20 protein-coding genes and 1 CRISPR repeat array are annotated in these 26,987 nt (G+C 42.3%); of the genes, 17 read left to right on the top strand and 3 right to left on the bottom strand.

All coding sequences use genetic code 11. The features are described from left to right. Nucleotides 1–43 precede the first annotated feature (43 nt). The 14 genes from cas3 (at nt 44) to M3197_RS13250 (ending at nt 17,939) form a co-directional block, all read left to right on the top strand. On the top strand, nt 44–2,422 hold the full coding sequence (gene cas3, locus M3197_RS13315; protein WP_251662069.1) for a CRISPR-associated helicase Cas3': 2,379 nt from the start codon (nt 44–46) through the stop codon (nt 2,420–2,422). A 13-nt stretch (nt 2,423–2,435) separates the two neighbouring features. Beyond that, the gene (cas5c, locus tag M3197_RS13310) at nt 2,436–3,158 is read left to right on the top strand and encodes a type I-C CRISPR-associated protein Cas5c (protein WP_251662068.1); all 723 of its coding nucleotides are present in this window, start codon (nt 2,436–2,438) and stop codon (nt 3,156–3,158) included. Next, nucleotides 3,158–5,083, top strand: coding sequence for a type I-C CRISPR-associated protein Cas8c/Csd1 (cas8c, locus tag M3197_RS13305; protein WP_251662067.1), 1,926 nt, complete (start codon nt 3,158–3,160; stop codon nt 5,081–5,083). Before cas5c ends, cas8c begins: the two co-directional genes overlap by 1 nt. Further along, complete coding sequence (cas7c, locus tag M3197_RS13300; protein ID WP_251662066.1) at nt 5,064–5,939, top strand: type I-C CRISPR-associated protein Cas7/Csd2; 876 nt, start codon at nt 5,064–5,066, stop codon at nt 5,937–5,939. Before cas8c ends, cas7c begins: the two co-directional genes overlap by 20 nt. Then, nucleotides 5,926–6,585, top strand: coding sequence for a CRISPR-associated protein Cas4 (gene cas4, locus M3197_RS13295; RefSeq protein WP_251662065.1), 660 nt, complete (start codon nt 5,926–5,928; stop codon nt 6,583–6,585). The genes cas7c and cas4 overlap by 14 nt, the downstream gene beginning before the upstream one ends. Continuing rightward, nucleotides 6,582–7,613 (top strand): type I-C CRISPR-associated endonuclease Cas1c, encoded by a 1,032-nt coding sequence (cas1c, locus tag M3197_RS13290; protein ID WP_251662064.1) that lies wholly within the window; start codon nt 6,582–6,584, stop codon nt 7,611–7,613. Before cas4 ends, cas1c begins: the two co-directional genes overlap by 4 nt. Before the next feature lie 9 nt (nt 7,614–7,622). Beyond that, nucleotides 7,623–7,913: a CRISPR-associated endonuclease Cas2 gene (cas2, locus tag M3197_RS13285; protein ID WP_251662063.1), complete on the top strand. Its 291-nt coding sequence runs from the start codon at nt 7,623–7,625 to the stop codon at nt 7,911–7,913. 158 nt (nt 7,914–8,071) lie between these two features. Next, nucleotides 8,072–9,184: a CRISPR direct-repeat array (repeat unit 33 nt; unit sequence GTCGCTCCCTACATTGGGAGCGTGGATTGAAAT). 365 nt (nt 9,185–9,549) lie between these two features. After that, nucleotides 9,550–10,266, top strand: a complete 717-nt coding sequence (locus tag M3197_RS13280; RefSeq protein ID WP_251662062.1) for a toast rack family protein — start codon at nt 9,550–9,552, stop codon at nt 10,264–10,266. Between the two features lie 508 nt (nt 10,267–10,774). Next, the gene (locus M3197_RS13275) at nt 10,775–12,316 is read left to right on the top strand and encodes a BCCT family transporter (RefSeq protein ID WP_251662061.1); all 1,542 of its coding nucleotides are present in this window, start codon (nt 10,775–10,777) and stop codon (nt 12,314–12,316) included. A 401-nt stretch (nt 12,317–12,717) separates the two neighbouring features. Further along, on the top strand, nt 12,718–13,701 hold the full coding sequence (locus tag M3197_RS13270; RefSeq protein WP_251662060.1) for a ring-cleaving dioxygenase: 984 nt from the start codon (nt 12,718–12,720) through the stop codon (nt 13,699–13,701). Nucleotides 13,702–13,715: 14 nt separating this feature from the next. Beyond that, nucleotides 13,716–14,327: an alpha/beta hydrolase gene (locus M3197_RS13265; protein WP_251662093.1), complete on the top strand. Its 612-nt coding sequence runs from the start codon at nt 13,716–13,718 to the stop codon at nt 14,325–14,327. 95 nt (nt 14,328–14,422) lie between these two features. After that, nucleotides 14,423–14,950 (top strand): YceI family protein, encoded by a 528-nt coding sequence (locus tag M3197_RS13260; protein WP_251662059.1) that lies wholly within the window; start codon nt 14,423–14,425, stop codon nt 14,948–14,950. Nucleotides 14,951–15,346: 396 nt separating this feature from the next. Then, nucleotides 15,347–16,438, top strand: coding sequence for a tetratricopeptide repeat-containing glycosyltransferase family 2 protein (locus M3197_RS13255; protein ID WP_251662058.1), 1,092 nt, complete (start codon nt 15,347–15,349; stop codon nt 16,436–16,438). Beyond that, the gene (locus M3197_RS13250) at nt 16,431–17,939 is read left to right on the top strand and encodes a glycosyltransferase family 2 protein (RefSeq protein ID WP_349774135.1); all 1,509 of its coding nucleotides are present in this window, start codon (nt 16,431–16,433) and stop codon (nt 17,937–17,939) included. Before M3197_RS13255 ends, M3197_RS13250 begins: the two co-directional genes overlap by 8 nt. 210 nt (nt 17,940–18,149) lie before the next feature. Here M3197_RS13250 and M3197_RS17485 read toward each other — a convergent pair whose 3' ends face one another. Then, nucleotides 18,150–21,170 carry a beta strand repeat-containing protein gene (locus M3197_RS17485; protein ID WP_432814002.1) on the bottom strand — a complete coding sequence of 1,007 codons (3,021 nt, stop codon included), beginning with the start codon at nt 21,168–21,170 and terminating at the stop codon, nt 18,150–18,152. A gap of 700 nt (nt 21,171–21,870) precedes the next feature. On the opposite strand from M3197_RS17485, the gene M3197_RS13235 reads away from it, so the two are divergent. The 3 genes from M3197_RS13235 to M3197_RS13225 all read left to right on the top strand — a co-directional run bounded on the left by M3197_RS13235 (nt 21,871) and on the right by M3197_RS13225 (nt 25,169). Then, the gene (locus M3197_RS13235) at nt 21,871–22,701 is read left to right on the top strand and encodes an alpha/beta fold hydrolase (RefSeq protein WP_251662056.1); all 831 of its coding nucleotides are present in this window, start codon (nt 21,871–21,873) and stop codon (nt 22,699–22,701) included. Further along, entirely contained in the window at nt 22,694–23,674 is a 981-nt protein-coding gene (locus M3197_RS13230) for a sensor domain-containing diguanylate cyclase (RefSeq protein WP_251662055.1), read from the top strand. Before M3197_RS13235 ends, M3197_RS13230 begins: the two co-directional genes overlap by 8 nt. Nucleotides 23,675–24,176: 502 nt before the next feature. Further along, nucleotides 24,177–25,169, top strand: a complete 993-nt coding sequence (locus M3197_RS13225) for a tRNA dihydrouridine synthase (protein WP_251662054.1) — start codon at nt 24,177–24,179, stop codon at nt 25,167–25,169. Nucleotides 25,170–25,473: 304 nt separating this feature from the next. Here the strand turns inward: M3197_RS13225 and chbG are convergent, their stop codons facing one another. Both chbG and M3197_RS13215 read right to left on the bottom strand, forming a co-directional pair. Next, a complete protein-coding gene (gene chbG / locus M3197_RS13220; protein WP_251662053.1) occupies nt 25,474–26,175 on the bottom strand; it encodes a chitin disaccharide deacetylase in 702 nt (233 codons plus the stop codon). Nucleotides 26,176–26,200: 25 nt separating this feature from the next. Continuing rightward, nucleotides 26,201–26,929, bottom strand: coding sequence for a GntR family transcriptional regulator (locus M3197_RS13215; RefSeq protein WP_251662052.1), 729 nt, complete (start codon nt 26,927–26,929; stop codon nt 26,201–26,203). Between the last annotated feature and the right edge of the window lie 58 nt (nt 26,930–26,987).

Here is a 26,987-nt window from a genome sequence, read left to right as displayed (position 1 = left end):
AGTGTGTTATATTTGGAGTAACTAGGTTAGATGAATAATAATATTGTCGAAAGGAATGTGGAAGTTGCTAATCGCACACATACGGCAAAGTGATTTTGTCGAACAAAGTGTTCAGGAACATTTGGAAGATGTAGCTAGTTTGGCACGTGGATATGGTCAGGAAGCAAGATTTGGAGCTCTCGCTGAAATCTCTGGTTTTCTACATGATATGGGAAAGTTCACTATTCATTTCACTGATTATTTGAAAGATGCAGTGATTGATAAAAAAATTGCTAAAGAAAAAATTGACCATTCTACAGCTGGAGCTAAGTATTTATATGAACGTTTTTATAATGGTGACTTGTTGCAAAAACTTGTAGTGGAGACTGCTGGTATGGCAATTCTATCTCATCATTCTGGCATGCAAAATTTCGTACAACCTGATTTGAAACCATCGGATTACATAAGACGCATCACAAACAAAACACTGCCATTTTACGAAGAGGTCGTACATAATTTCGAAAATATCGCGGGCAACAAAGAGAAAGTAACCGTTTTAGTAAACGAAGCAAAGGTTGAAATGGAATGCTTTCTTCGACGTGTCAAACCTCTTGGTAGTTTACATACTTACTTGGCTCTAATGCAAAAGTTGGTTTTCAGTTGCCTTATTGATGCAGACCGGACAAATACTAGGAATTTCGAAGAGGATGAATCCTTTTTACCCTGGAATCACCAGGAAATATTTGAACAAGGATATGCTAGTTTGATGGAAACAGTTAAAAGTTGGAGAACTAGCAATCATCCTATCAATCAATTACGAAATAAAATGTCTGATAATTGCGATGTTTTGGCGGGTGATCCTTCATCCATAAGAACCCTTTCCATTCCCACCGGAGGAGGGAAAACGTATGCCAGTCTTAGGTATGCTTTGAAACATGCCGTCACGCACAAAAAGTCTAGGATCATTTACATCGTTCCTTACACAACCATCCTTGAGCAAAATGCGCAAGAAGTTCGAAAGATTCTACGACAGAAAGAAACTGTGCTCGAGCATCATGCAAACGTTATCGATGACACCTCTTTGGACAATTCTACCGATTATTACGATGATGAAAATCATAAAAAGCTGCAACTAAGCCGTGATAATTGGGATCACCCTATTATTTTTACAACTATGGTTCAGTTTCTAGATGCTTTTTATCAAAAGGGCACGAGGAAAAGCAGGAGACTGCACAGTTTAACAAATGCAGTCCTAATTTTTGATGAAGTGCAGTCTGTGCCTTATCAGCATCAATCGCTGTTTAGCGCAGCCGTCAATTTTCTTCATGCTGTTGGTAATAGTAGCATTCTACTTTGCACAGCCACTCAACCGGCACTCCACGAAATCGACCCTAAACTTTTGCTTTCGGAGAATGCTGAAATGGTGCCTGATCTTGATGATGTCGTGAAGGCTTTCGAGCGAGTATCTATCACGTCAAAAGTGGAACATGAAGGTTGGGAAATTGAAAGAATTGCTGATTTCACACAAGAACAGCTAGAAGCCAATGACTCGGTACTTCTCATTTTGAACACGAAAACGGTTGTCCGGAAGCTCTATCAGCTACTGAAAGATCTAGAAGATACTTTTGTTGTGCATTTAAGCACTTCTATGTGCCCTGCGCACCGTAAGGAAAAACTAGCGCAAATTAAAGAGAGACTTGGTCAAGAAAAAGTGGTTTGCATTAGTACCCAATTGATTGAAGCTGGGGTTGATATTAGTTTCGAAGCGGTTATTCGTTCACTCGCTGGTCTGGATTCCATTGCTCAAGCAGCTGGAAGATGTAATCGGAACGCAGAAAAGGAAACAGGAAGTGTTTATATCATTCGGGCAAAAGATGAAAAGTTGTCGATGCTGCCAGAAATTCGGATCGGTGCGGAAGTGACAGCAAATTATATCCTGGATGACCCGGATTTTGAGGGGGAACTTTTAAGTCCTAAGGCAATCCAAGTATATTTTTCACATTTTTTTGCTCAAGCAGAACGTGAAGTTCAGATAGCACCAGTAGGATTGGATTATCCCTTATATGAATTGCTAAAGGGAACTGTGGCGCTAAAGCAACAACCAAGCACAAAGTCTTTAAGTATGTTTAAAACTATTGAACAAAATTTCGAAGCAATTCACTCTCCGACTACAGCTGTAATCGTTCCTTATGAAGGAGGAGAAGATGTGATTGCCGACTTAAATGAGAATTCCTATGATATTAAACAGTTCAATGAAGCTATAAAAAAAGCACAGCAATTCAGCGTTAATCTTTATAGGCATGAATTGCAAGCGTTAAGTAAAGAAGGGTTGATTCAACCTCTTTTTGACGGATCTATCTACTGTTTAAAACTTAAAGCATATGATCTGTCATATGGCGTGACACTAGACGGCGAGGCAACATTTGAACCATATTCATTTTGAGGAGGTGAAACTATTGAGAAATCAAATCGAGTTTATCGTACATGGAAAGTATGCAATGTTTACTGATCCTGTTAGCCGAATTGGCGGAGAAAAGTTTACTTACCAAGTCCCTACCTATCAAGCTCTAAAAGGAATTGTTGAGTCTATTTACTGGAAGCCTACAATTGTTTGGTACATCGATGAGGTGCGCATTATGAATGCAATCCAGACAGAAGTAAAAGCAATCCGTCCAATTAAGTATCAAAGTGATGGCAACGATCTAATGTACTATACATATCTACGTGAACCTGCCTATCAAGTCCGTGCGCATTTTGAGTTTAATGAAAATCGACCGGATCTTGCCTATGACCGTAACGAAAATAAGCACCATAATATCTCTAAACGATCAGTTGAGCGCGGCGGACGCCGTGATATCTACCTTGGAACCCGGGACTGTCAAGGTTACGTTGAGGCGTGCACTTTTGGTGATGGTGACGGATTTTACGATGGCTATGGAGAGCTTCATTTTGGAAAGATGTTTCACGGATTCACATATCCAGATGAGGGAGATGGACAATCATTCCAGTCGAGACTGTGGAGTCCTATGATGAAAAACGGCATCATCCGATTCTCTCGCCCTGAGAACTGTGAGGTTGTCCGAACAATTCACAAAGACTCGATGAAAAAATTTGAACAAGGTGTCAACTTCACATCTGCGGATGAAGAATATGACTCCTTGTTTAAGGAGGTGGACTAATGAGTTGGATGAAGCAGTTGGCGGATGTATATGCTCAAAATCGTTTACAAGTCGGGGAATTTGAAGCACGACGCAATCAGCGCATTACACTACTCCCGGTTTCTCACGTCATGCAAAGTGCACAGATTGAAGTTTTGGTTGCGAAGGATGGGAATTTTAAAGATGCAAGAGTGATCAATAAGGAGAATGCACGAACTATCGTACCAGCAACGCCTGGGTCAGCCAATCGGGCGAATACAAGCGCTCCACATTACATTCATGACAAGCTTGCCTATGTCGCTGGTGATTTTGTGAAATTTGGCGGAAATCCAAAATACGAAGGCCACCATCGGCATTATATGACACAGATGAAGGAATGGATTGAATCGGATGAGTCAAGCCAGAAAGTGAAAGCAATTTATCAGTATCTTTCCAAAGGCACCCTTATTCAAGATTTAGCTAATCACAAAATTCTTCCTCTAGATGAAAAGGAAATGATACTGGAGAAATGGCCAGCAAACTCAGATCAGGAAAAGCCTGAAATCTATAAAGTCGTGACGGGTGAAGCATCCACTGCTTTTGTTCGTTTTGACGTGATTCATGAGTTGGGTAATGATCAGGTTATTTGGGAAGACAAAAACCTGTTTAATTCATTCATCAGTTTTTTTGAAAAATCTAATCAAATGGAAGTAGGTTCCTGTTATGTAACTGGAAAATTATCAAATCTTACGACTCAGCACGGATCACGTGTTAGAAATGCGGGGGATATGGCTAAGTTAATCTCCGGTAACGATAAGGATGGTTTTACATACCGGGGTCGTTTTGCAAAGCAGACGGAAGCTGTCCAGATTGGTTACGAAGTATCGCAAAAAGCTCATCACGCTTTACGATGGTTGATTCAGAGGCAAGGTACGTATGTCGATTCCCGGTATTTTGTTGCTTTTGGCTTAGAGCACGCTGAAGTTCCGCTTCCGTTTGAGAGTACCGCAGACTTGATCGGCAGTGAATGGGACAATCTTTTCTCATCGGCTTCTGAAGAGCTGCAGAGTCAAAGTGCCCATACTGAAGAACTGATTGCAAAAGAACTCAACAATGCACTTCATGGAATGAGACATTTCTTGGAGGGTGAAAAGCTAGAGAATATTATTGTGATGGCACTTGACGCAGCAACTACAGGAAGACTGGCTATTGTCTATTACCAACAGATTGATGCTGCCCGCTTTTTTGAGTCAATTAAATACTGGCATACGACTTGCAGATGGTTGCAGAGCTATAAAAATACTAATTCCAACCAAATTCACACATACATCGGAACTCCTTCTACCTACAGAATTGCAGAGGCTGTTTATGGGAGCAAGGCAGATAGCCGGATAAAAAAAGAGTTGTATACTCGATTGCTCCCCTGCATAGTGGAACAAAAACCTCTTCCAAAAGATTTAGTATCTATTATTTTTAATCGAGTTAAAAGTCCATTTAGCTTCACAAATTCTACGGAGTCGTGGAGTGCCACATTAAATATTGCTTGTGCATTAATTAGTAAACAATATGAAAGTGAGGGATATGGGGTGGCTATTCAAGAAGAAAATAATTCGAGGGATTACTTATTTGGCCGATTGCTTGGTATTTCTGAAGTCATGGAGAGAGGAATATTAAAAGATCGCGATGAGAAGCGTGCTACAAACGCTACCCGCTATTTTAATGCTTTTTCGCAGCATCCTGCTCGTACTTGGCAAGTAATCCGGAAACAGTTGACACCATATTTTGAGCGCAGTGCTTCGAACTCGGGATACTACGCAATGCTCATACAACAACTTGAAGATCGGCTAACTATCGAGCAGATGACAAATGATCCACTAGGGCCAGTCTTTTTATTGGGATACAGTAGTCAAATTCAAATGATGTATACAAAAAAGGGGGAGAAAGACCATGTCAACATTGAATCATAAAATAGACTTTGCAGTTATATTTTCAGTAGATAAGGCAAACCCGAATGGAGATCCATTGAATGGTAACAGACCACGCCAGGACTTTTATGGGCATGGAGAGGTTTCGGATGTAGCAATCAAACGGAAAATTAGGAACCGATTGCAAGATGAAGGAGTGTCAATTCTTGTTCAATCGGATGAGAGAAGATCCGACTCATTTCGTAGTATTAAGGACCGTGTCGAATCTGTAGAAGAGTTGAAGAAGTTATTAACGAAAGCAAAAGCGACTGGAACAGATGAACAATCAGCTGAAGCGATTGCGTGCAATACTTGGTACGATGTACGAGCATTTGGTCAAGTATTTGCTTTTAAAGGTATTAAAATGTCCATTGGGGTACGTGGACCTGTTTCTATCCATACGGCTACAAGTATAGAGCCGGTAGATGTGACAAGTATGCAAATTACGAAAAGCGTCAACTCGACAACGAATGAAAAAGATCCAAGTCAAAAAACATCCGATACAATGGGCATGAAACATAGAGTCGATTTTGGTGTCTATGTCTTTTATGGCAGTATAAACCCACAGCTTGCAGAAAGGACTGGATTTACCTATGAAGATGCAGAAAAATTGAAAGAAGCATTGAAGACAATGTTTGCCAACGATTCTTCTTCCGCAAGGCCAGATGGAAGTATGGAAGTAAACAAAGTTTTCTGGTGGGAGCATAACTCGAAGCTGGGGCAATATTCTTCAGCTGCGGTACATCGTTCTGTGAAGATTGAAAAAGTCGAAGACCGTTTACCAGAGACTATCGAAAATTACAAAATTACTGTTAAACCACTTGAAAGGCTTTCTGTAGAAGAGTATGACGGTCTATGATGAGGAAGAATTTCTAATGCTTTCAGGTCTGCAGCATTTTATGTTCTGCAGACGACAATGGGCGCTTATTCATATAGAGCAAGAATGGGAAGAAAATGTGTTGACGATTGAAGGAAACCATTTGCATGAAAATGTGGATAATCCATTTACTCGGGAAAAGCGTGGAGACCTGCTTTATGTAAGAGCATTGCCTGTCCACTCTAGAATGCTAGGGATAAGCGGTATTTGCGATATGGTGGAGTTTAAACAAGATGCTAAGGGCGTACCTCTTAAGGGGGAAAAAGGTTATTTTCTTCCAAAACCGATAGAGTACAAACGTGGTAAGCCTAAAAAACATGATGCTGATTTAATTCAACTTACTGCCCAAGTCATTTGTCTTGAAGAAATGCTTGGAACAGTTATTGAGGAAGCAGCCTTTTACTATAATGAAGTAAAACGTAGAGAAGCAGTTCAAATCACAGAGGAACTAAGACACCATGTAGCGAATGCGGCGAAAGAGATGCATCACTATTACACAGCACGTCATACTCCCCGTGTGAAAACTGGTAAGCATTGTTTAAATTGCTCACTTCGACACCGATGTTTGCCTGAATTACTTGAGCGTGAGAAAGTATCAGCTTATATAGATAGGATGTTGGCAGATTGAAACAATTACTAAATACTGTGTATGTTTCTGATTCTGAGATCTATTTAGCGTTAAAAGGTCAAAATTTAAATTTAGTAAAGTCGAATGAAACGGTCGCTAGAGTTCCGCTGCATAACATTGAGTCCATTTGCACGTTCGGACATCAAGGAGCCAGTCCTGCGTTAATGAGTGAATGCATGAGGCAAAATATAAGTCTGACGTTTTTCTCTGGAAGTGGTCGTTTTCGTGGCCGTGTAACGGGAGAGTCTAATGGTAATGTTACGTTGAGAAAGCAGCAATATCGCATATCGGACGACGAAGTCGAGTGCGCTCGAATTTCAAGACATATGATTATGGGGAAAATTTTCAACAGTGAACAGCTTTTAAAAAGGACAATGAGGGATCACGCATTACGTGTGAATACTGAGCGAGTCGGGGATACGGTTAAAAGACTCAAGGAATCTAGAAAAATGTTGGGCGATTGTTGCGAACTTGAAACGCTCCGAGGAATCGAAGGGCAAGCAGCAAGTGCGTATTTTAATGTCTTCGACGAATGTATTCTACAACAAAAAGAAGTATTTTCATTTCGCTCACGCAATCGAAGACCACCTCTTGATCCCGTCAATGCATTGCTCTCATTTGCATACTCGCTGTTAGCAGCAGAATGTGCCGCAGCATTGGAAGGTGTTGGATTGGATTCATACGTTGGATTTTTGCACCGTGATCGGCCTGGCCGCACGTCCCTTGCACTCGATTTAATGGAAGAGTTGCGACCAATTATTGCAGATCGATTTGTATTGAAATTGATAAATCGACAGCAAATAAATCCTGACGATTTTGTTGTGAAAGAAAACAAAGCGGTAGTGTTAAAAGATGATACACGTCGCAGCTTTTTGCAGTTATGGCAAAAGGAGAAACAAGAAACTTTTACGCATCCTTTTTTAAAGGAAAAGATACAGTGGGGTCTGGCACCGCATGCTCAATCCCTATTGTTGGCGCGGCACCTTCGAGGGGATCTCGAAGCGTATCCTCCAATTTTAATAAGGTAGGTGTAATTCATGTTGGTTCTTGTGACATATGATGTACAGACTCTCACGGATGGCGGTAAAAAACGTTTAAGAAGAATTGCAAAAAAGTGTGAAGAATATGGTGTGCGTGTGCAAAATTCTGTTTTTGAATGTGTAGTGAACACTACCCAATTACGTCAGCTGGAAATTGCGTTGGAAAAAATTATTGACCCTGAAGTGGATAGTTTGAGATATTATCGACTAGGAAAAAATTATGATACAAAAGTTAGACACGTGGGAGCAAAGCCGTCACTTAAAGTAGAAGACACTCTCATCTTCTAATACGCGAACCTCAAGTGAACATGAAAACCCAGGGGGGTTCGCGCAAAAAAATGATAATGCTACCCGCTGAAAATGAAATTTGTCTAGAGTATTCGTCAAATAAATTATTTAGAGTACAAGATGTAGTGGTGTGGTTTTTTTAAACACTATATTTTGCAGTCGCTCCCTACATTGGGAGCGTGGATTGAAATTAGTCCTCCCTCGGTCTTTAATATTGGTAGCTCTGGTCGCTCCCTACATTGGGAGCGTGGATTGAAATATGGAACGATTTGTGGATGGCTTCGCTACTGACAAAGTCGCTCCCTACATTGGGAGCGTGGATTGAAATGAAAAAGCATGAACGAGAATGCTGTAATGTATCTGTCGCTCCCTACATTGGGAGCGTGGATTGAAATGCTTCAGTTTCACTAGCATCCCATCCTCGAGTAAAGTCGCTCCCTACATTGGGAGCGTGGATTGAAATCCGCCTTCAGGTGGCATGTCTTCCAACATCCGAATGTCGCTCCCTACATTGGGAGCGTGGATTGAAATAATGCCGTTATTCGTTCGCAGGGACTACATGAGTCGCTCCCTACATTGGGAGCGTGGATTGAAATGATACAATTACTGCGAACGCAAACGTTATTGTTCGTCGCTCCCTACATTGGGAGCGTGGATTGAAATGAAAAAATGAACATGCTGAAGGCTCATTAATGCGTGGTCGCTCCCTACATTGGGAGCGTGGATTGAAATCGGTTGGTCGTCGTGGTGCAAACGAAAAGACGGTTGTCGCTCCCTACATTGGGAGCGTGGATTGAAATAATCCTACCTCTGTGTGGATCTAACTCATCTAGGTCGCTCCCTACATTGGGAGCGTGGATTGAAATCAGTCGGGACAATCGCAGATACTGGCTATGTCATTGTCGCTCCCTACATTGGGAGCGTGGATTGAAATTCTGGGTCGATAATGAATTGCTTAATGCCCTTTGGTCGCTCCCTACATTGGGAGCGTGGATTGAAATGAGGATATTGTGAGTGTGCAAGTCAGATATTAAAAGGTCGCTCCCTACATTGGGAGCGTGGATTGAAATATAATGGTCGAACCGTTAAATACCGCATTATCATGTCGCTCCCTACATTGGGAGCGTGGATTGAAATCTCTGCTTTGCGGATAAAAGCATTTATACCTTTGGTCGCTCCCTACATTGGGAGCGTGGATTGAAATCCAGTCACTCACGATTTTGGACATGCCAAGATTGGTCGCTCCCTACATTGGGAGCGTGAATGGAAATCGCCATGGTGCGGAATTGCTCGTCTACAGCAATAAGATAGAAGTACCTGAAATGCGTGAATATACCAATATTTCAACAGCTGCAATTGTTGAAACAAACCCAATAATTTCAAGCACAAATTCTTGCAGATCTCCTTTCCAGAAATAGCCCCCCTATGGTTTAAATATCCCGGGGCTAAACGTTGCCCTCAATACCTCAGAAGCACTTCAGCTCCGAATAACATAGTCTAAGCAAGAACTACATACCATTTAAAACACAATCTACCTATGCTCAGACTTAAGTCTGATTTGAATTTCAACCGAAGGGTTGGCAAATTTGTGCAGGGAATCGGATATAATAAAGTCAAAGGGAAAGGGGTGTTCTATATGCGGAAGCTTATAGGGGCATTATTAGTAGTTGGGATACTAGGTGCAGTCGGAGTTTGGGGATATAATTGGGTATTTTCGGGGAACAGGGTCAATGACATTTTAATCGAAAAGGATGACGTAAAATCACTTAACGCTAAGATACAGATTGGCTTCGGGGACGTATCTATTACGGATGGTGAGGATGCCTGGATCAAAGGCACAGTTGACACGAACAAGAAGAAACTGAAACCAACTGTTTCTTATAAGAAGAAAGGAACTGTTGGAAACGCTGAGATTAAGCAAAAAGGAAAAATATTTGCGGGACTGGGGAACGTACGAAACGATTGGGACCTCGAGCTGACAAATGAGATACCGGTCAACTTAGATATTGAGATGGGCGTCTCTGACTCGACATTAAACCTGTCAGGTATCCAACTCAGCAAGTTATCGATCGATGCGGGTGTAAGTGATGCAACTATCGATTTAAGCGGTGACTGGAAAGATAGCTTCAACGCAGACATCGATCTAGGAGTCGGAGATGCGACGATTCTGCTCCCAGCAGATACCGGTGTCAAACTGATTGTGTCGAAAGGAATCACAAGCCTGGATGCGAAAGGCTTCACTTCTCAGGGGAAAGGCGTCTATGTGAATGACGCTTATGCTAAGAGTGATGTTGTGATCGAGATGAAGATTGATGTTGGAGTAGGCGATTTGGAGTTTAAACTGGTAGATTGAATCGTAAAATGACGAAAGCTTTTCACCTCTCTTCCTTATTATATAAGAAGAGGGTTTTTTGTTTTTGTTGTACTACATATACAGGCACAAAACAGAAACAAGTCTACACGATATACTTTGTGTGTGCCTGCGTTTATATGGAGATAGTTGAAATATAAACGAAGTTCCAACTTAACGAAGTGTGGGAAAACCTGTTCGACAAACATTCACAATAATTTCATACACACGTACTCACAGTTCAAGCTCAACAAGCCCAAAAACGCATTATTAACTGACCTTTCTCCATAATAGAAAAATATGGATACGTGTTGACAGTGTGAAAGGTACCATATATCCTGTAATATGAGTTTTTGTATGAGACATGCAACACGAATTCAAATCGTGTTGCATTTTTTTTGTTTTTGCAGATGCTGTTGAAAAGTAGAGGCGAAGAAGGGAAAGCTACAACTGAGAGTGTCTCGCATAACATTATAGTTGCTGTAAGGAAAACGAAATTTGGGGGAGAATTATGATGAAAGCCCATTGGAAGCATATTCGTCAAAAGATTGATTGGCCAGTATTTCTTTGGAGTGGCGGCATATTAGTGGCATTCGTGCTGTTTTCAATTTTTAAAGTAGACCTGGTCAGTGAGTTTGTAAATAAGGGATTTGATTGGTCTATTCGCTACTTCGGGGCGTACTGGCAATTCCTATTGATGGCAACTTTTGTAGTAGGTGCGGTATTGGCGTTTTCAAAGTATGGGAAAGTCCGCCTGGGCGATGCAAAGAAGCCTGAGATGTCTTATTTTAAATGGGTAGCGGTAATTTTGACGACGGGATTAGGCGCTGGCGGCGTCTTTTGGGCAGCGGCAGAGCCTATGTATTATTTTCTGGACGTGCCTCCCATGCATAAAGGGATAGAAGGCGGAACCACTGAAGCGATTGGGCCAGCACTGGCTCAAAGTTACATGTCATGGGGCTTCACGGCATGGTCTGTATACGGTGCAATCAGTTCGATTATATTGATTTACGCACATAAACATAAGGGAATGCCGTTGAAACCTAGGACCCTTTTGTATCCTATCTTGAAAGAGAGAATTTTAACGAGCAAATGGGGCACGGCTGCCGATGTATTTTGTATCATAGGCGCTGCTGCTGGCACGATTGGTCCAATTGGTTTTCTCGGGCTGCAAGTTAGCTATGGAGTCAATTCTATCTTTGGTATACCCGATACATTCGTGACCCAACTCTCGATCATCGTTATTTTGACAGGTGTCGTACTCGTATCTACCCTTACAGGTATTGAGAAGGGGATTCAATTTTTAAGTAAGCTGAACGTGAATTTAGTGGCGGTGATTGCCGTCTTCCTGATCGTGTTCGGTCCGGGTCTGTTCATCGTCAACACGTTCATGTCTTCCTTTGGTACGTATATCAGCGATTTCGTAAGCATCAGTACTTTCCGTGGAGATGATGCATGGCTTGGAAGCTGGATGCTCTTCTTCTTCGGATGGTTTATAGGGTTCGGCCCATTGGTAGCGTTATTCGTCGCAAGAATATCCAACGGGAGAAAAATTCGTGAAATCTTTTTAGTGGTTGCTGTAATAGCGCCTGTCGTCACAAACTTTTGGTTCACGGTACTTGGAGGGACGGGCATTTTCTACGAATTAAATAACGCAGGTTCCGTCAGCGGTCCATTGAATGATGGTGGATTGCCGAGTGCAATCATCGCTATAGCGGAACAAATGCCGTTAGGATTCATCATGCCAACTGTGTTCTTGATTTTGACTACACTATTTGTAGTGACGACAGTAGACTCCATGTCGTATTCCATTTCCATGGCCGTGACTGGCGACGGGAATCCTCCAAAAGCCGTACGTGTATTTTGGGCGGTCATCATGGCCACAATCGCCACCATCCTAATCGAAATCGGGGGCGGAGGAATCGGTGCTTTGCAGTCATTTGTCGTCATAGCAGCTGTTCCAGTATCGATTCTTTTAATATTGGTCGTATGGTATGCACCGAAAGTGGCGAAAGTGCTGGCGATTGAACAGGGGATTGTTGAGAAAGAGTAGTGTGCTGCGCTTATTAAGATGAGGGTTTGTGGCACATGTCCGTACTCCACTCAAATCGTATCCAATCAAAATTTTTAAAAGTGTCAACTTCTTATTGAGGTTGACGCTTTTTGCGCATTTGGGCACTTTTTACAGCTTATCTACTCCAAAAGGAGAAACAAACTAATTGACCAGAAAAAAATGACGTGTTATTATTACTTTGAATTCAAGATAATTTATTTTCCACAATCAGCTGGAAGAGAAATTACTATGGATGAACTGCCTTCCGCATGAATGGCGAGCCATTTATGTATAACTGAGTCAAATTTAGACAGAATTAGCTTGCAAGATCGAGCTATTTATTTTTTGTTATATATCTTGAATTCAAGATAAAATCACGATGTAAGAAGGGAGATATTAATATGAACGGAATAAAAGGCATTCACCACGTGACGGCCATTACTAGCAGTGCCGAGAAAAATTATGAGTTTTTCACGTATACATTAGGTATGCGGTTAGTGAAGAAGACGGTGAATCAGGATGATATTCGGACGTATCATCTGTTCTTTGCAGACGATGCAGGGTCAGCCGGTACCGATATGACTTTTTTCGATTTCCCAGGCATTCAAAAAGGGGTTCATGGAACGAACGAGATTTACAAAACCGCATTTCGGGTACCGACAGATGCAGCGTTAGACTATTGGGTAAAACGCTTTGAAAAGTACGATGTGACACATACGGGAATCCAAGAAGTTTTCGGCAAAAAAACCATTTCCTTCACTGATTTCGACGACCAACACTATATGCTGATTTCAGATGAGCACAACACAGGTATCGTATCAGGTACTCCTTGGCAGGATGGTCCTGTGCCACTTGAATTTGCGATTACAGGATTAGGACCTATCCATATTCGGATAGCACAATTTGACTACTTCAAAGAGATGCTTGAAAAGGTCATGCTCTTTAAAGAAGTCGCAACGGATGGTTCACTGCACTTGTTCGAAGTAGGTGAAGGTGGAAACGGAGCACAAGTAATTGTGGAGCACAACACTTCTCTTCCGGATGGCCGTCAAGGGTACGGAACGGTTCACCACGCCGCCTTCCGGGTGGAAGATACAAATGTGCTAAACGAGTGGATTGAGCGCTTGCCGTCATTCGGCTTAAACACTTCAGGATATGTCGATCGATTTTTCTTTGAATCCCTATATGCTCGTGTAGCACCTGGAATTCTTTTTGAGTGGGCCACAGACGGACCTGGTTTCATGGGGGATGAACCTTATGAAACTGTAGGAGAAATCTTGTCGCTTCCACCATTCCTGGAAGGAAAACGTGAACAGATAGAGGCGATCGTGCGACCTATCAACACAGTACGCAGCTCGATTAAGATCGAAAAAGAGTACTTGTAGAAAGGGGAATCCCCATTATGCAGCATATTTTTAGAAAAGGTACTAATAGCGAGAAACCAGTATTACTATTGCTGCACGGCACAGGCGGCACGGAGCAAGACTTGCTGTCGTTAGCGGAAATAGTTGACCCTGAAGCGTCTGTGCTTAGTGTGCGTGGAAATGTATTGGAGAATGGCATGCCCCGCTTCTTTAAAAGGTTAGCAGAAGGTGTATTTGACGAAGAAGATTTAGTTTTCCGTACGAAAGAGCTAAAAGCCTTTTTAGAGCAGGCTGCTACTGATCACCAATTTGACGCGTCAAATATCGTAGCTATCGGGTATTCAAATGGCGCTAATATTGCAGCCAGTCTGCTATTTCACTACGACGATGCAGTAAAGGGAGCCATTTTGCATCACCCAATGGTGCCGATACGTAATGTCCCTATGCCTGATTTAGCAGGAATTCATGTATGGATCGGAGCGGGAGCAAACGACCCGATTTGTACGCAGGAAGAATCGACTGAGTTGCAGAAACGGCTGGAAGAAGCAGGGGCATCCGTTGGACTTCATTGGGAGAACGCGGGACATCAGTTGACCATGTCGGAAGTAAAAGCCGCAAAAGCTTGGTATGAACAATATTTTAAGTAAAGATGCCTTAGTCAGTGACAGGTGAAGTGCCAGGTTAACCTGGCGTGTAACAACGTAGATACAATAAAATTATATATAAAATGGAGGAAATTCAAATGACAAAATGGACAGTAGACCAATCGCACTCAACAGTAGGTTTCGAAGTAAAACACATGATGGTATCTAAAGTGAAAGGTCAGTTTGACGGTTACACAGCAACGGTTGAGGCAGCAGACTTAACAGATCTTACAACTGCAAACATCGCTTTCAAATTCGACGTCGCAAGCCTCAATACACATTCAGTAGATCGGGATAATCACTTGAAGTCAGCAGATTTCTTTGATGTAGAGAATTTTTCAGACATCACATTCCAATCCACTGCAATTGCAAAAAAAGGCGATGACTACAAAGTAACGGGCGACTTAACGATTAAAGACGTCACGAAACCGGTAACTTTTGACGTGGAGTTTGGCGGAAAAGGAACAAACCCATGGGGTGTTGAAGTGTACGGATTCGAAGCGGAAGCGAAGATCAACCGAGAAGAGTTCGGCCTGACTTGGAATACAACTCTTGAAACAGGCGGCGTACTCGTTGGTAAAGACATCAAGATCTTAGTCGAGATGCAAGTAAACCCAGCATCTTAATTCAGTACCACATCTGAAATTTTTGTAAACTAAATATGATTTTTTAAATAGAAGATCAAGATGTTTACACAATTACAATACAGTCCCGTCGGCTAATTCCAAAGATAGTGGAATTGGCAGGCGGGATTTTTATGTAATGAATGTCTAGAGCAAACTAGTAAAGAAATTGGCAGGGGAAGTATGGAACTTATAAGTGGTGTGTGAAAAATAATGATTTTTTAAAAACCGACACAAAATTATTACAAAAGAGCATAAATTATAGTAACTACAGGCAACACGGGGTGATTAAAGAAAGAGAAAAAAATAGTGCGTTAGAAAACCAAGGATGAACCAATAGATTATTCAAGGGACGAGTAATAGTAACATACAAATAGGGGGACGAAGAGGAGGTATAGTGTGGTCTCAATTAGTTTATGCATGATTGTTAAAAATGAAGAAGATACGATTGCTCGTTGTTTAGAATCTGTAAAAGACATAGTGGATGAAATCAATATTATTGATACAGGCTCAACCGACCAAACAAAAGAGGTATTAAAGAGGTACACCAATCGTATTTTTGACTTTGAGTGGATCAATGATTTTGCAAAGGCTCGGAATTATGCTTTTCAACAAGCAACAAAAGATTTCATTTTATGGTTGGATGCGGACGATGTGATTTTGCCAGATGATCAGAAAAAGATGAAAGAATTAAAAGAGAGTCTGGATTTAACAACAGACTCAGTCACGATGGACTATAACCTTTCTACTGATGACCATGGGAATGTCATAACACGTTTGAAACGAAATCGTTTAGTGAAACGAGCTAATCAGTTTCAATGGATAGGTGCTGTTCATGAATATTTAGAAGTATCGGGGTCCATTTTTCACAGTAATGTAGCCGTTACTCATCATAGTGTACGACATGATACGAATCGGAATTTGCTCATTTATGAACAGCAACTTGCTAATCATGTAGAGTTCACACCACGCGATTTATTTTACTTTGCAAATGAGTTGAAAGATCATCAAATGTATTTACGTGCGATTGAGTTTTATGAAAGGTTTCTTTTAACAGAACAGGGGTGGGTGGAAGATAACATTTCGGCATGTGGCAGACTAGCTGATTGTTTTTTTGAGATAAGGGATTATAAGAAAGAACTAGCGTCTATTTTACGATCATTTCAATATGATCATCCGCGACCCGAGTTTTGTTGTCGGTTAGGATTCTATTTTTTAAATAAGAAGGAGTTACACGCAGCTGTTTTTTGGTATAAGTTGGCGACTGAAATTAAGCTCTCTAGCCAGAACCTTGGTTTGCAGTCTCCGCAATTTTCGACCTGGCTCCCCAATCTGCAACTTTGTGTTTGTTACGATCAGTTAGGTCAACATAAAAAAGCCTATGAACATAATGAAAAAGCGAGACAATATAGACCGAATGATCCCAGAATTCTACAAAACAGAAAGTATTTAGAGTCTGTCCTTATAGAGGGGCATGAGCAAAATGAATAAGAAACCGCTAAGAGTCCTAGTAGGTTGTCCTGTCTACCAGAAGCCAGTTATTTTGAAAGAGTTTTTAAGATCCCTGCAACGGCTACAACAAACCCACGTACAACTATCCTTTCTATTCTTCGATGATAACCAAGATAAGCTATCTAGCCAACTACTTATTCAATTTGCAAACGAAAACCAAAATGTTACCGTTCTACCTTCTGAGTATAACGATGAGTATTTATCGGATGATACCAGTCATTATTGGAATGAGCACCTTGTTTGGAAAGTTGCAAATATGAAAGACCAAATTATTCAACATGCATTAGATGATACCTATGATTATTTGTTTCTAGTCGATTCGGATATTCTTTTATCTCCCCAAACAATTGAGCATTTGATTTATTCTGAAAAAGATATAATTTCTGAAATATTTTGGACTAAATGGCAGCCCGAAGCTCATGAACAACCACAGGTATGGATGAGTGATGAATATACACAGTGGGAACAAGTAAGGGCTGAACGATTATCGGATGAAGAAAAAACCTCCCGATACCTCGATTTTATACAGAAAATGAGAACTCCTGGCATTTACCAAGTAGGTGGTTTAGGTGCATGTACATTAATAAGTAAAAAAGCGTTGAGAGCTGGAGTGAACTTTAAAGAAATCCATAACTTATCATTTTGGGGAGAAGATCGTCATTTTTGTGTGCGAGCTGCTGCATTAGGATTTCCTTTATATGTAGATACCTATTTTCCTGCTTACCATATTTATCGTACATCTGACCTTGAAGGGATCGAGGGATTTCTTAACAAAACAGCAACTGCTCCTAAGTTAACGCTTTCGATGATTGTAAAAAACGAAAGTGAACGCTATTTAAGACAGACATTAACTGAACTTAGAAAGTATATCCATGAAGCTACTATCATCGATGATGGGAGTACGGACAATACTGCAGAACTTTGTCTAGAGTTACTAGATGGAATTCCGTTGCATCTAGTCCGGAACGAAACATCCAAGTTTTCCAATGAAGTTCAACTGCGGAAACAGCAATGGTCTGAGACACTAAAAACGAATCCGGAATGGATACTAAATTTAGATGCCGATGAAATATTTGAAGAAAAATTCATCAAAGAAATACCGCACATGATTGGTCGTAAGGACATTGATGTGTATTGTTTTCGTTTGTTTGATTTTTGGAATGATACGCATTATAGAGAAGATCCATTATGGCAAGCTCATAAGGTTTATCGTCCATTTCTAATTCGGTATCGTAAAGACTTTGAGTACGAATGGAGGGAAACACCTCAACATTGCGGAAGATTCCCAGCAAATATATTCGAACTGAACCACGAACTTTCTAACTTGCGTTTAAAACATTTAGGGTGGGCGAAAGAAGCGGATCGCATGTATAAATTCAATCGTTATCAGCAATTAGATCCAGATGGGATATATGGGGATAAAGCTCAATATCAATCCATATTAGATCCTTCTCCAAATCTCATACGATGGAAAGAATAGTATTCATAAAATATAGAAGAGATTCTTCAGCCTGGAGTAAATCAAAAATAAGAGTAAGTCGACCGAGTTACAAAGGTCGACTTACTCTTTGTGTGTTAAAGAGTGACATGCTTATTCCAAGGTGATTTTACAATTTTTTAATGATTTGAATTCTGAATTTCTATTAGTGTGATTTTTTCTTGTTTTAAAGTAAATACTTAGCTTTTTCTATTAATTTATCGCGACACCCGCGCTTGCGTAACCTGCTACAGTGTTTACTACTGACACACCAGTTGCCGTGGCGGAGAACACCATTAATAAGCGATCACGAGGTGCAACTGGAATGGATAATCCAGTAGTAAGACCATTACTTATCGAACCAAGTGCAACAGTGCCATTTAGAGGTGGAGTTAAAGTTACAGTCGCTCCGGGTATTGGACTAAAAATGTTGTTTGGAGTGGAAGATCTATATAATTGAGCCGTAATCGTTACAGATGATCCTATAAGACTTAGAGCTGCTGTAGTGCTAAAGTAGGCTGTGAGTGAGGTAATAGTACCGGCACGTGGAACTGAAAAAGCAAAGTTCAAGAGAGTGCCCGCAGCACCTGTAAGATCGATATTTCCTCCGAGAAGACTAACACTGTTGACGGAGCTTCCAAATCCTACAAGGCTAGTTGTACCAACTAAACCGCCTAGTACAGTAGTGAGTACAGAAGGGAGTCCAGATGCGAAAGGAATGATGGCACCAGATCCGGCTAAACCAGTAGCGCCAGTGGTCCCGGTTTCACCTTTAGCTCCGGTAATACCCGTTGCACCAGTGATTCCAGTAGCGCCAGTGATCCCAGCAGAACCAGTATTTCCGGTAGATCCAGTTTCACCTTTAGCTCCGGTAATACCCGTTGCACCCGTGATTCCAGTAGCGCCAGTGGTCCCAGCAGAACCGGTATTTCCGGTAGATCCAGTTTCACCTTTAGCTCCGGTAATACCTGTTGTTCCGGTAATACCTGTTGTTCCGGTGATTCCAGTAGTCCCGGTATTACCAGTAGCGCCAGTGGTCCCAGCAGCACCAGTATTTCCGGTAGATCCAGTTTCACCTTTAGCTCCGGTAATACCTGTTGTTCCGGTGATTCCAGTAGTCCCGGTATTACCAGTAGCTCCGGTTGACCCGGTAGAACCAGTATAGCCAGTCGCGCCAGTTGATCCGGTAGAGCCAGTGTCACCGGTAGCTCCAGTGGATCCAGCCGGTCCAATATCGCCAGTCGCTCCAGTAGATCCGGTAGACCCAGTATCACCGGTAGCTCCAGTGGATCCAGTAGACCCAGTATCACCAGTTGCCCCTGTTAATCCGGTAGAGCCAGTGTCACCGGTAGCTCCAGTCGCTCCAGTGGATCCAGTAGACCCAGTATCACCAGTCGCGCCGGTTGATCCAGTAGAGCCAGTATCACCAGTCGCGCCAGTTGATCCAGTAGAGCCAGTATCACCAGTCGCGCCAGTGGATCCAGTAGAGCCAATATCACCGGTAGCCCCGGTTGATCCAGCCGGTCCAGTATCGCCAGTCGCGCCGGTTGATCCAGTAGAGCCAATATCACCGGTAGCCCCGGTTGATCCAGCAGGTCCAGCAGGTCCAGTATCGCCGGTAGCTCCAGTAGATCCAGTAGAGCCAGTATCACCAGTCGCGCCGGTAGAGCCAGTAGAGCCAGTATCACCAGTCGCCCCGGTTGATCCGGTAGAGCCAGTGTCACCGGTCGCGCCGGTTAATCCGGTAGAGCCAGTATCGCCAGTCGCGCCAGTTAATCCGGTAGAGCCAGTATCGCCAGTCGCGCCAGTTAATCCGGTAGAGCCAGTGTCACCGGTAGCTCCAGTGGATCCGGTAGAGCCAGTATCACCAGTCGCGCCAGTTGATCCGGTAGAACCAGTGTCACCAGTAGCTCCAGTGGATCCAGTAGAGCCAATATCACCGGTCGCCCCGGTTGATCCAGCCGGTCCAATATCGCCAGTCGCTCCAGTCGCGCCAGTGGATCCAGTAGAGCCAATATTACCGGTAGCCCCGGTTGATCCAGCCGGTCCAGTATCGCCAGTCGCGCCGGTTAATCCGGTAGAACCAGTGTCACCGGTAGCTCCAGTGGATCCAGTAGACCCAGTATCACCAGTCGCGCCAGTGGATCCGGTAGACCCAGTATCGCCAGTCGCGCCAGTTAATCCAGTAGACCCAGTATCACCGGTAGCTCCAGTGGATCCGGTAGACCCAGTATCACCAGTCGCGCCAGTTGATCCAGCCGGTCCAATATCGCCAGTCGCTCCAGTGGATCCAGTAGACCCAGTATCACCGGTAGCGCCAGTGGACCCAGTAGACCCAGTATCACCAGTCGCGCCAGTGGATCCAGTAGAGCCAATATCACCGGTAGCCCCGGTTGATCCAGCCGGTCCAATATCGCCAGTCGCGCCAGTTAATCCGGTAGAGCCAGTATCACCGGTAGCTCCAGTGGATCCAGTGGATCCAGTATCACCAGTCGCGCCAGTGGATCCAGTAGAGCCAATATCACCGGTCGCCCCGGTTGATCCAGCCGGTCCAGTATCGCCAGTCGCGCCAGTGGATCCAGTAGAGCCAATATCACCGGTAGCTCCGGTTGATCCAGCCGGTCCAGTATCGCCGATAGCTCCGGTTGATCCAGCCGGTCCAGTATCGCCGGTCGCGCCGGTTAATCCGGTAGACCCAGTGTCACCGGTAGCTCCAGTGGTTCCAGTAGAGCCAGTATCACCAGTCGCGCCAGTGGATCCGGTAGAGCCAGTATCGCCAGTCGCGCCAGTTAGTCCGGTAGAGCCAGTATCACCGGTCGCCCCGGTTGATCCAGCCGGTCCAATATCGCCAGTCGCGCCAGTGGATCCGGTAGAGCCAGTATCACCGGTCGCCCCGGTTGATCCAGCCGGTCCAATATCGCCAGTCGCGCCAGTGGATCCGGTAGACCCAGTATCACCGGTAGCTCCAGTGGATCCAGTAGACCCGGTAGAGCCAGTATCACCGGTAGCTCCAGTGGTTCCGGTAGGCCCAGTATCACCAGTCGCGCCCGTAGCTCCTTTAATTCCTCGTCTACAACAATGAGAGGGGCTAACGCATTCGCAATGTTTACAACAATTACGGAACTTACGACAGTTAAATAATTTACAACATTTACAACATTTACAACATTTATTACACATAAAGCACTTTTTAGACCTATTATTGTTACGATTATTGTAATAATGATAATCCATGTTTTCACCTCCCTTCCGTAACATCCTATTCAAGCGATAGTTGACCGGACGGGCTATCATCTGATTGTTTTAGAACGGATTCAATTATAAAAACAATGCCTAAGTGAAAAAAGTGGAGTGTTTCAATGCTCATGAAATTTTCATATGCTGGTAGTCTTAATAATTTTTTGTAAACGGGAAAGTGAACTTAAGTTCTATTGGTGTGGACATTAATTTGGGGGTCCTGGGTGAAGAAGGGGGTGGAGATGTTATGATACGTAACCTGATAGTACAGAAGTGATTGTACAAGTAACTAATGCAAGGAGACTTTCCATCAGTTTGAAGATGCGTCTTGGATATACGGAAGTGTCAGATTTGTGTTGCTTATTGAAACACGTAATAGCCGATGTATTGTTTCATCTGCTTAATAAAAGGAAATGAGTATTGTCAATGGTGTGTAATAAACAGTTACAAAACTTTAAACAAACGTAAAAGCTTCGTACACACGCACGTAGATCATATTGTAAGCATCTATTCTTATACTGAGGATAGATGCTTTTTTGTTAGTGTAAGAAATTGTCACAATTGAATTTCGCGGATATTGAAAGAAGAGACATTTTATTCTATACTAGAATTAGTAACATTGCCCTATTCGTGATTGTCCAAAATATTATTCTAAAGACTAAACTGCTATTAGAAAATAAGTAATGGAGGCTTTTTTATGAATCAAAATACCCTTATTCGCAATAACGTGAACGTTACAGGAAAAGGCACAAAGGCAATGATCTTTGCGCATGGCTTTGGGTGCGATCAGAATATGTGGAGGTTGGTGGCGCCGGCGTTCGAAGAAAACTTCCGTGTCATTTTGTTTGACTATGTCGGATCTGGAAAGTCAGATTACAATGCTTACAGTTCGACTAAGTATCAAGACCTTCATGGATATGCACAAGATGTACTGGATATATGCGATGCTTTGGATATAAAAGATGCAATATTTGTGGGGCACTCGGTCGGCAGTATTATCGGCATCCTGGCCTCTATTCAAGATCCCTCACGATTTGAGCGCCTTGTAATGCTCGGCCCTTCTCCTTGTTTCTTGAATGACCCTCCTCATTATAAAGGAGGGTTTGAAAAAGAAGATCTTGAGGGATTGATTGGGATGATGGAGATGAATTATATTGGTTGGGCAAATTATCTCTCTCAGGTCATTATGAAAAATCCTGAGCGTCCAGAACTTTATCAAGAGTTGGAGGAGAGCTTTTGCTCTACGGATCCAACCGTCGCCCGCGAATTTGCAACAGCAACCTTTTTCTCAGACCACCGGAATGATTTACAGAATGTTACGGTGCCATCACTCATTCTCCAGTGCTCTGATGATGCAATTGCTCCGATAGAAGTCGGGAAATATATGCACAGCGTCCTAACAGAAAGTGCATACGCCTTAATGGAAGCGACGGGACATTGTCCACATTTGAGCCATCCTGAAGAGACCATCCGTTTGATTAGCGATTATTTGAAATCCGTCGCTGATCAGGATAGTTTAAATGGATGAACGTCTGGACTATGCGCCATGCGGTTACATTTCACTTAATGATGATAGCACGATACTAGAAATTAATAAGACGCTGATCAGTTTACTCGATTACGAACTTCAAGAGGTACAGGGGCAGCACATCAACCTGATTTTGACTCGTGCGAGTAAAACTTTTTACCAACTCTACTTTTTCCCGATGATCCGTCTTCAGGAAAAAGTGGAGGCAATGTATATTGCGTTAAAGGCAAAGTCCGGACAGGAAATTCCTATATTACTCAATGCCTCCCGAAATGAGCGTGAAGGAAAGTTTTTTAACGATTGTGTCTGTTTTCCTATGAAAGAGAGATATGAGTATGAGCAGGCATTGTTAACCGCTAAAAGAGAGACCGATCAGCGAAACAGGATGAAAAAGAAGCAAATAGAAGAGTTGGACCTGTTACGTAACGAATTAGAGTGCAAGCAAAATGAACTGTTGGAGTTGAATGAGAAGCTTCGGAAATTAGCCGAAACCGACGGGTTAACCGGACTCAAGAACAGACGTTGCTTGCAAGAAAGTCTGACATCCACTATCAATTTACATGCTGGAGGATCTCAGCCAGTCTCCCTGCTACTTATGGATATCGATTATTTCAAGGACATTAACGATACTTTTGGTCATATGACGGGCGATAGAGTATTACAGGAGATGGGACGGTTACTCGAAGAGGAATCTAGAAAAGAAGATGTTGCTGCCCGGTATGGAGGCGAAGAATTCGCACTAATTTTGCCAAATACCGATAAATTCGAAGCTCTGAAAATCGCTGAAAGAATCCGTTGGCATGTTGAACAGGCAGATTGGGGAAAATCAGCCATCACGATTAGTGTAGGGGCAGCTACTTTTGTACCAGGAGATACAGAAAGTTCTTTACAATCCAAAGCAGATAACGCACTCTATGCGTCCAAAAATGGTGGTCGCAACCAAGTCACACATGCTAGTGACTTGAAGTTATGAAGATTGCTTGTCGTTCCTCCTATTTTAGTTTTGGCAACTCTGTAAAATCGATAGGATTTACTATGAAAACTTCAAAGATTCCTTCACAATAATTGCCCACCTCAAATTCCAACCATAATGGAATGTACAGGAGGGCTTTTTGCGTAAAGGAAGTAGTGAGGTACAAACAACAACTAGCCATGAAAGCTTCGTATGTAGGTACATGACAATACATTGCTGAAAAAAAGGAATTGAACCCATTGTACTCGCCAGCTCCACCTAAGAGTTATCTATTTGCATCCAAGGATCTCATGTATTTTAAAGGTTAAGTTCATGAATATGACCTTATCAAAACCCGTCTCTTCCCACATACACGTTAGTCATGTAAAATAGTTAACGGTGAGAAAAAATCGAAGGATAGGCAGGACCAAAAAGTCTATTTTGATTTCCAGTATTTCGACACTGAGCTTTTTACATGAAGGGCTGACCTGGCATCCCATAATGAGAGGATTGAAATTTCAACATGAAAGAGAATTTCTGGCGTGAGTTACCACGACCGTTTTTTATATTAGCACCAATGGAAGATGTCACGAATGTTGTATTTCGTCATGTTGTGGCAGAAGCTGCAAGACCTGATGTGTTTTTCACTGAGTTTACGAATACGGAAAGTTATTGTCATCCAGAAGGGATCTTTAGTGTACGTGGGCGTTTGACGTTCACAGAAGACGAACAGCCAATGGTAGCCCACATTTGGGGGAACAAGCCTGAACACTTTAGAGATATGAGTATCGGAATGGCGGAACTAGGTTTTAAGGGTGTTGATATTAACATGGGCTGTCCCGTTCCTAACGTAGCTTCGAAAGGAAGAGGTAGTGGGCTCATCAATTATCCTGATAACGCAGCGGATATTATCCAAGCTGCAAAAGCAGGAGGATTGCCTGTTAGTGTAAAGACGAGACTGGGCTATACGGATGTAGACGAATGGCGTGGCTGGCTAACACATGTTTTGAAACAAGACATTGCTAATTTATCGATACATTTGCGTACTCGAAAGGAAATGAGTAATTTCGAAGCGCATTGGGAACTAATCCCTGAGATCAAGAAACTGCGTGATGAAATTGCTCCAGACACATTGTTAACCATTAATGGGGATATTCTAGATCGTCAAATGGGCTTAGAACTCGTCGAGAAATACGGTGTGGATGGCGTAATGATTGGACGAGGCATCTTTAAAAATCCATTCGCCTTTGAAAAAGAGCCAAGAGAGCACAGCAGTAAAGAGTTAATGGACCTCTTAAGGCTTCAGCTAGATCTCCATGATAAATACTCGAAAGAAATTGAAGAGCTTCCATTCAAACCACTTCGTCGTTTCTTTAAGATTTATGTAAAAGGAATTCGAGGAGCAGGTGAATTGAGAAATCAATTGATGTATACGGAGACGACAGAAGAAGTGCGGACGTTGCTCGATGAATTCGAAGCCGAGAACGTAGAGGAGTTGGGTGGACAGGAGAATTAAACAGTGTTTTCCTGCATAACGAGCACTTAAATTTTTGTTTCAGCAAACCATGCAAAGGGGATTCTAACTCAAGTATATTGGTATAACAATTGAGAGGGCCCCAACAATTATGAAAATCCCCATAGATGTACAAAATAAGATCCACGTTCCGCATTTAAAACTCCAATGCGGAACGTGGATCTTTTATTTTTTCCAACAATAATACGTGACAATCCTATTATTTGTTAGGAAAAAGAGAGTGTGTGCTACGTATTGGAGGATCGAAATAAGTATCAACGTATGATTCACCAAAAAGGTTTCTATCCTACTTCATCATTTCTACCCATTCGGGAATTTCCATATTGCACAATATGTGGAGTTCATCTTCTCTTTTGTCTTGATAAGAGCTAACGGATCTTAAATCTAGGTCAACGATGGCAGGATGGGTCATTATTTCAACAGAATTACTTTCAAGTTTTTTTAGGCGAGAAAAAAGATCTTCATTGGCTCCATCTTCGTAAAACTCCAACCATAGAGAATCCGTTAACAGGATATCAGGATAGTTTTTTATGGAATCCGTATAACGGACGGGGACTTGGTACTCGTTCGATAGCTTTACGATGAGTTCTTTAAAAACATCCCAGCCATGAACGTGGTGGTGACTGTCAATATGGTGAAGCGGTAAACCTGTAGCGAGAAATGCATCTAGCTGAGCGCGCCATTCTTTCTCTACCTCACCAATATTGGGTGGCTCCATTTGTAGAAAAGCATTCGTATAACGGAAGACACCTTGTTCATTGACAAGTGTTGGCACGTGTTCACTTAAGGGTTTTCCATAGGTAAGTACGAGATGGATGCCTATATGTAAGGAAGGGAACATTTTTGCTTTTTCAACGGCATATTCCGTAGCAAGTCCATTCATCATTAACGTTGTGGACTGAACCACACCATGTGTATGAGAGTGAAGTATCCCATCTGTTACACCTTTTGTTAATCCGAAATCATCTGCGTTAAATAGTACTTTCACCGCAATCCCTCCAACTATTTAATAATCACTCTTCCTCTAAGTAATTACGACTAATGACGAAATTCGTTTTGTCGCCTCTAAAATACGAGCGTGAGTATTCAAATACATTTCCATCTACATCCTCGGCCACTGTTTCAATATAGAAGCATGGCAAGCCTTCCTTATACTTTAAAATGTGAGCCACTCGATCGTCGGGAAATGCAATTTCAACATGCTCTGTTGTCTTAGCAATCTGTAAATGATAGTTTGTTTTGAGTGTTTCATATAAAGAGGACTCTGCGTGTTCTTTCGTAATGCCAGGAGCTAATTTCCACGGAATATAAGCAATTTCAAATTGTGTAGGCTCCCCATTCGCTTTTCTAACCCGCTCAATACATTGAATAGGGTCATTAATAGAGACGTGGAGAACTTTGCTTAGCAGATCAGTCGCTGGGATTACTTGAATACTGACGAGTGAGATCTCTGCTTTTTTTCCTTGGACTGCGATTTGATCACTATATCGTTTCACTGTATGGGAAAGGGTTTGTTTTACTTTATGTTCCGCAACGAAAGTCCCGTTTCCTTGTTTGCGGACCAGATATCCCTCAATCGTGAGTTGTTTAAGTGCTGTTCTTACTGTTGTTCTGCTGACATCGAAATCCTTACATAATTCCAATTCTGTAGGAATTCTGTCGCCCACTTGATAAGTGCCAGACTTTATACGATTCAGTAAGTCTTCTTTAATGTACGCATGAAGTGCTTGGTTTTTTTCCATTGCAATGCTCCTTCATTGGTGATGTCTAAAGTGTACAAGAATAAAGATACAATAACAA

Source organism: Sporosarcina aquimarina (assembly GCF_023715615.1).
Classification (GTDB): domain Bacteria; phylum Bacillota; class Bacilli; order Bacillales_A; family Planococcaceae; genus Sporosarcina; species Sporosarcina aquimarina_A.
Note: the sequence above shows the minus strand (reverse complement) of the source record. Positions and strands in the feature narration are given on the sequence as shown.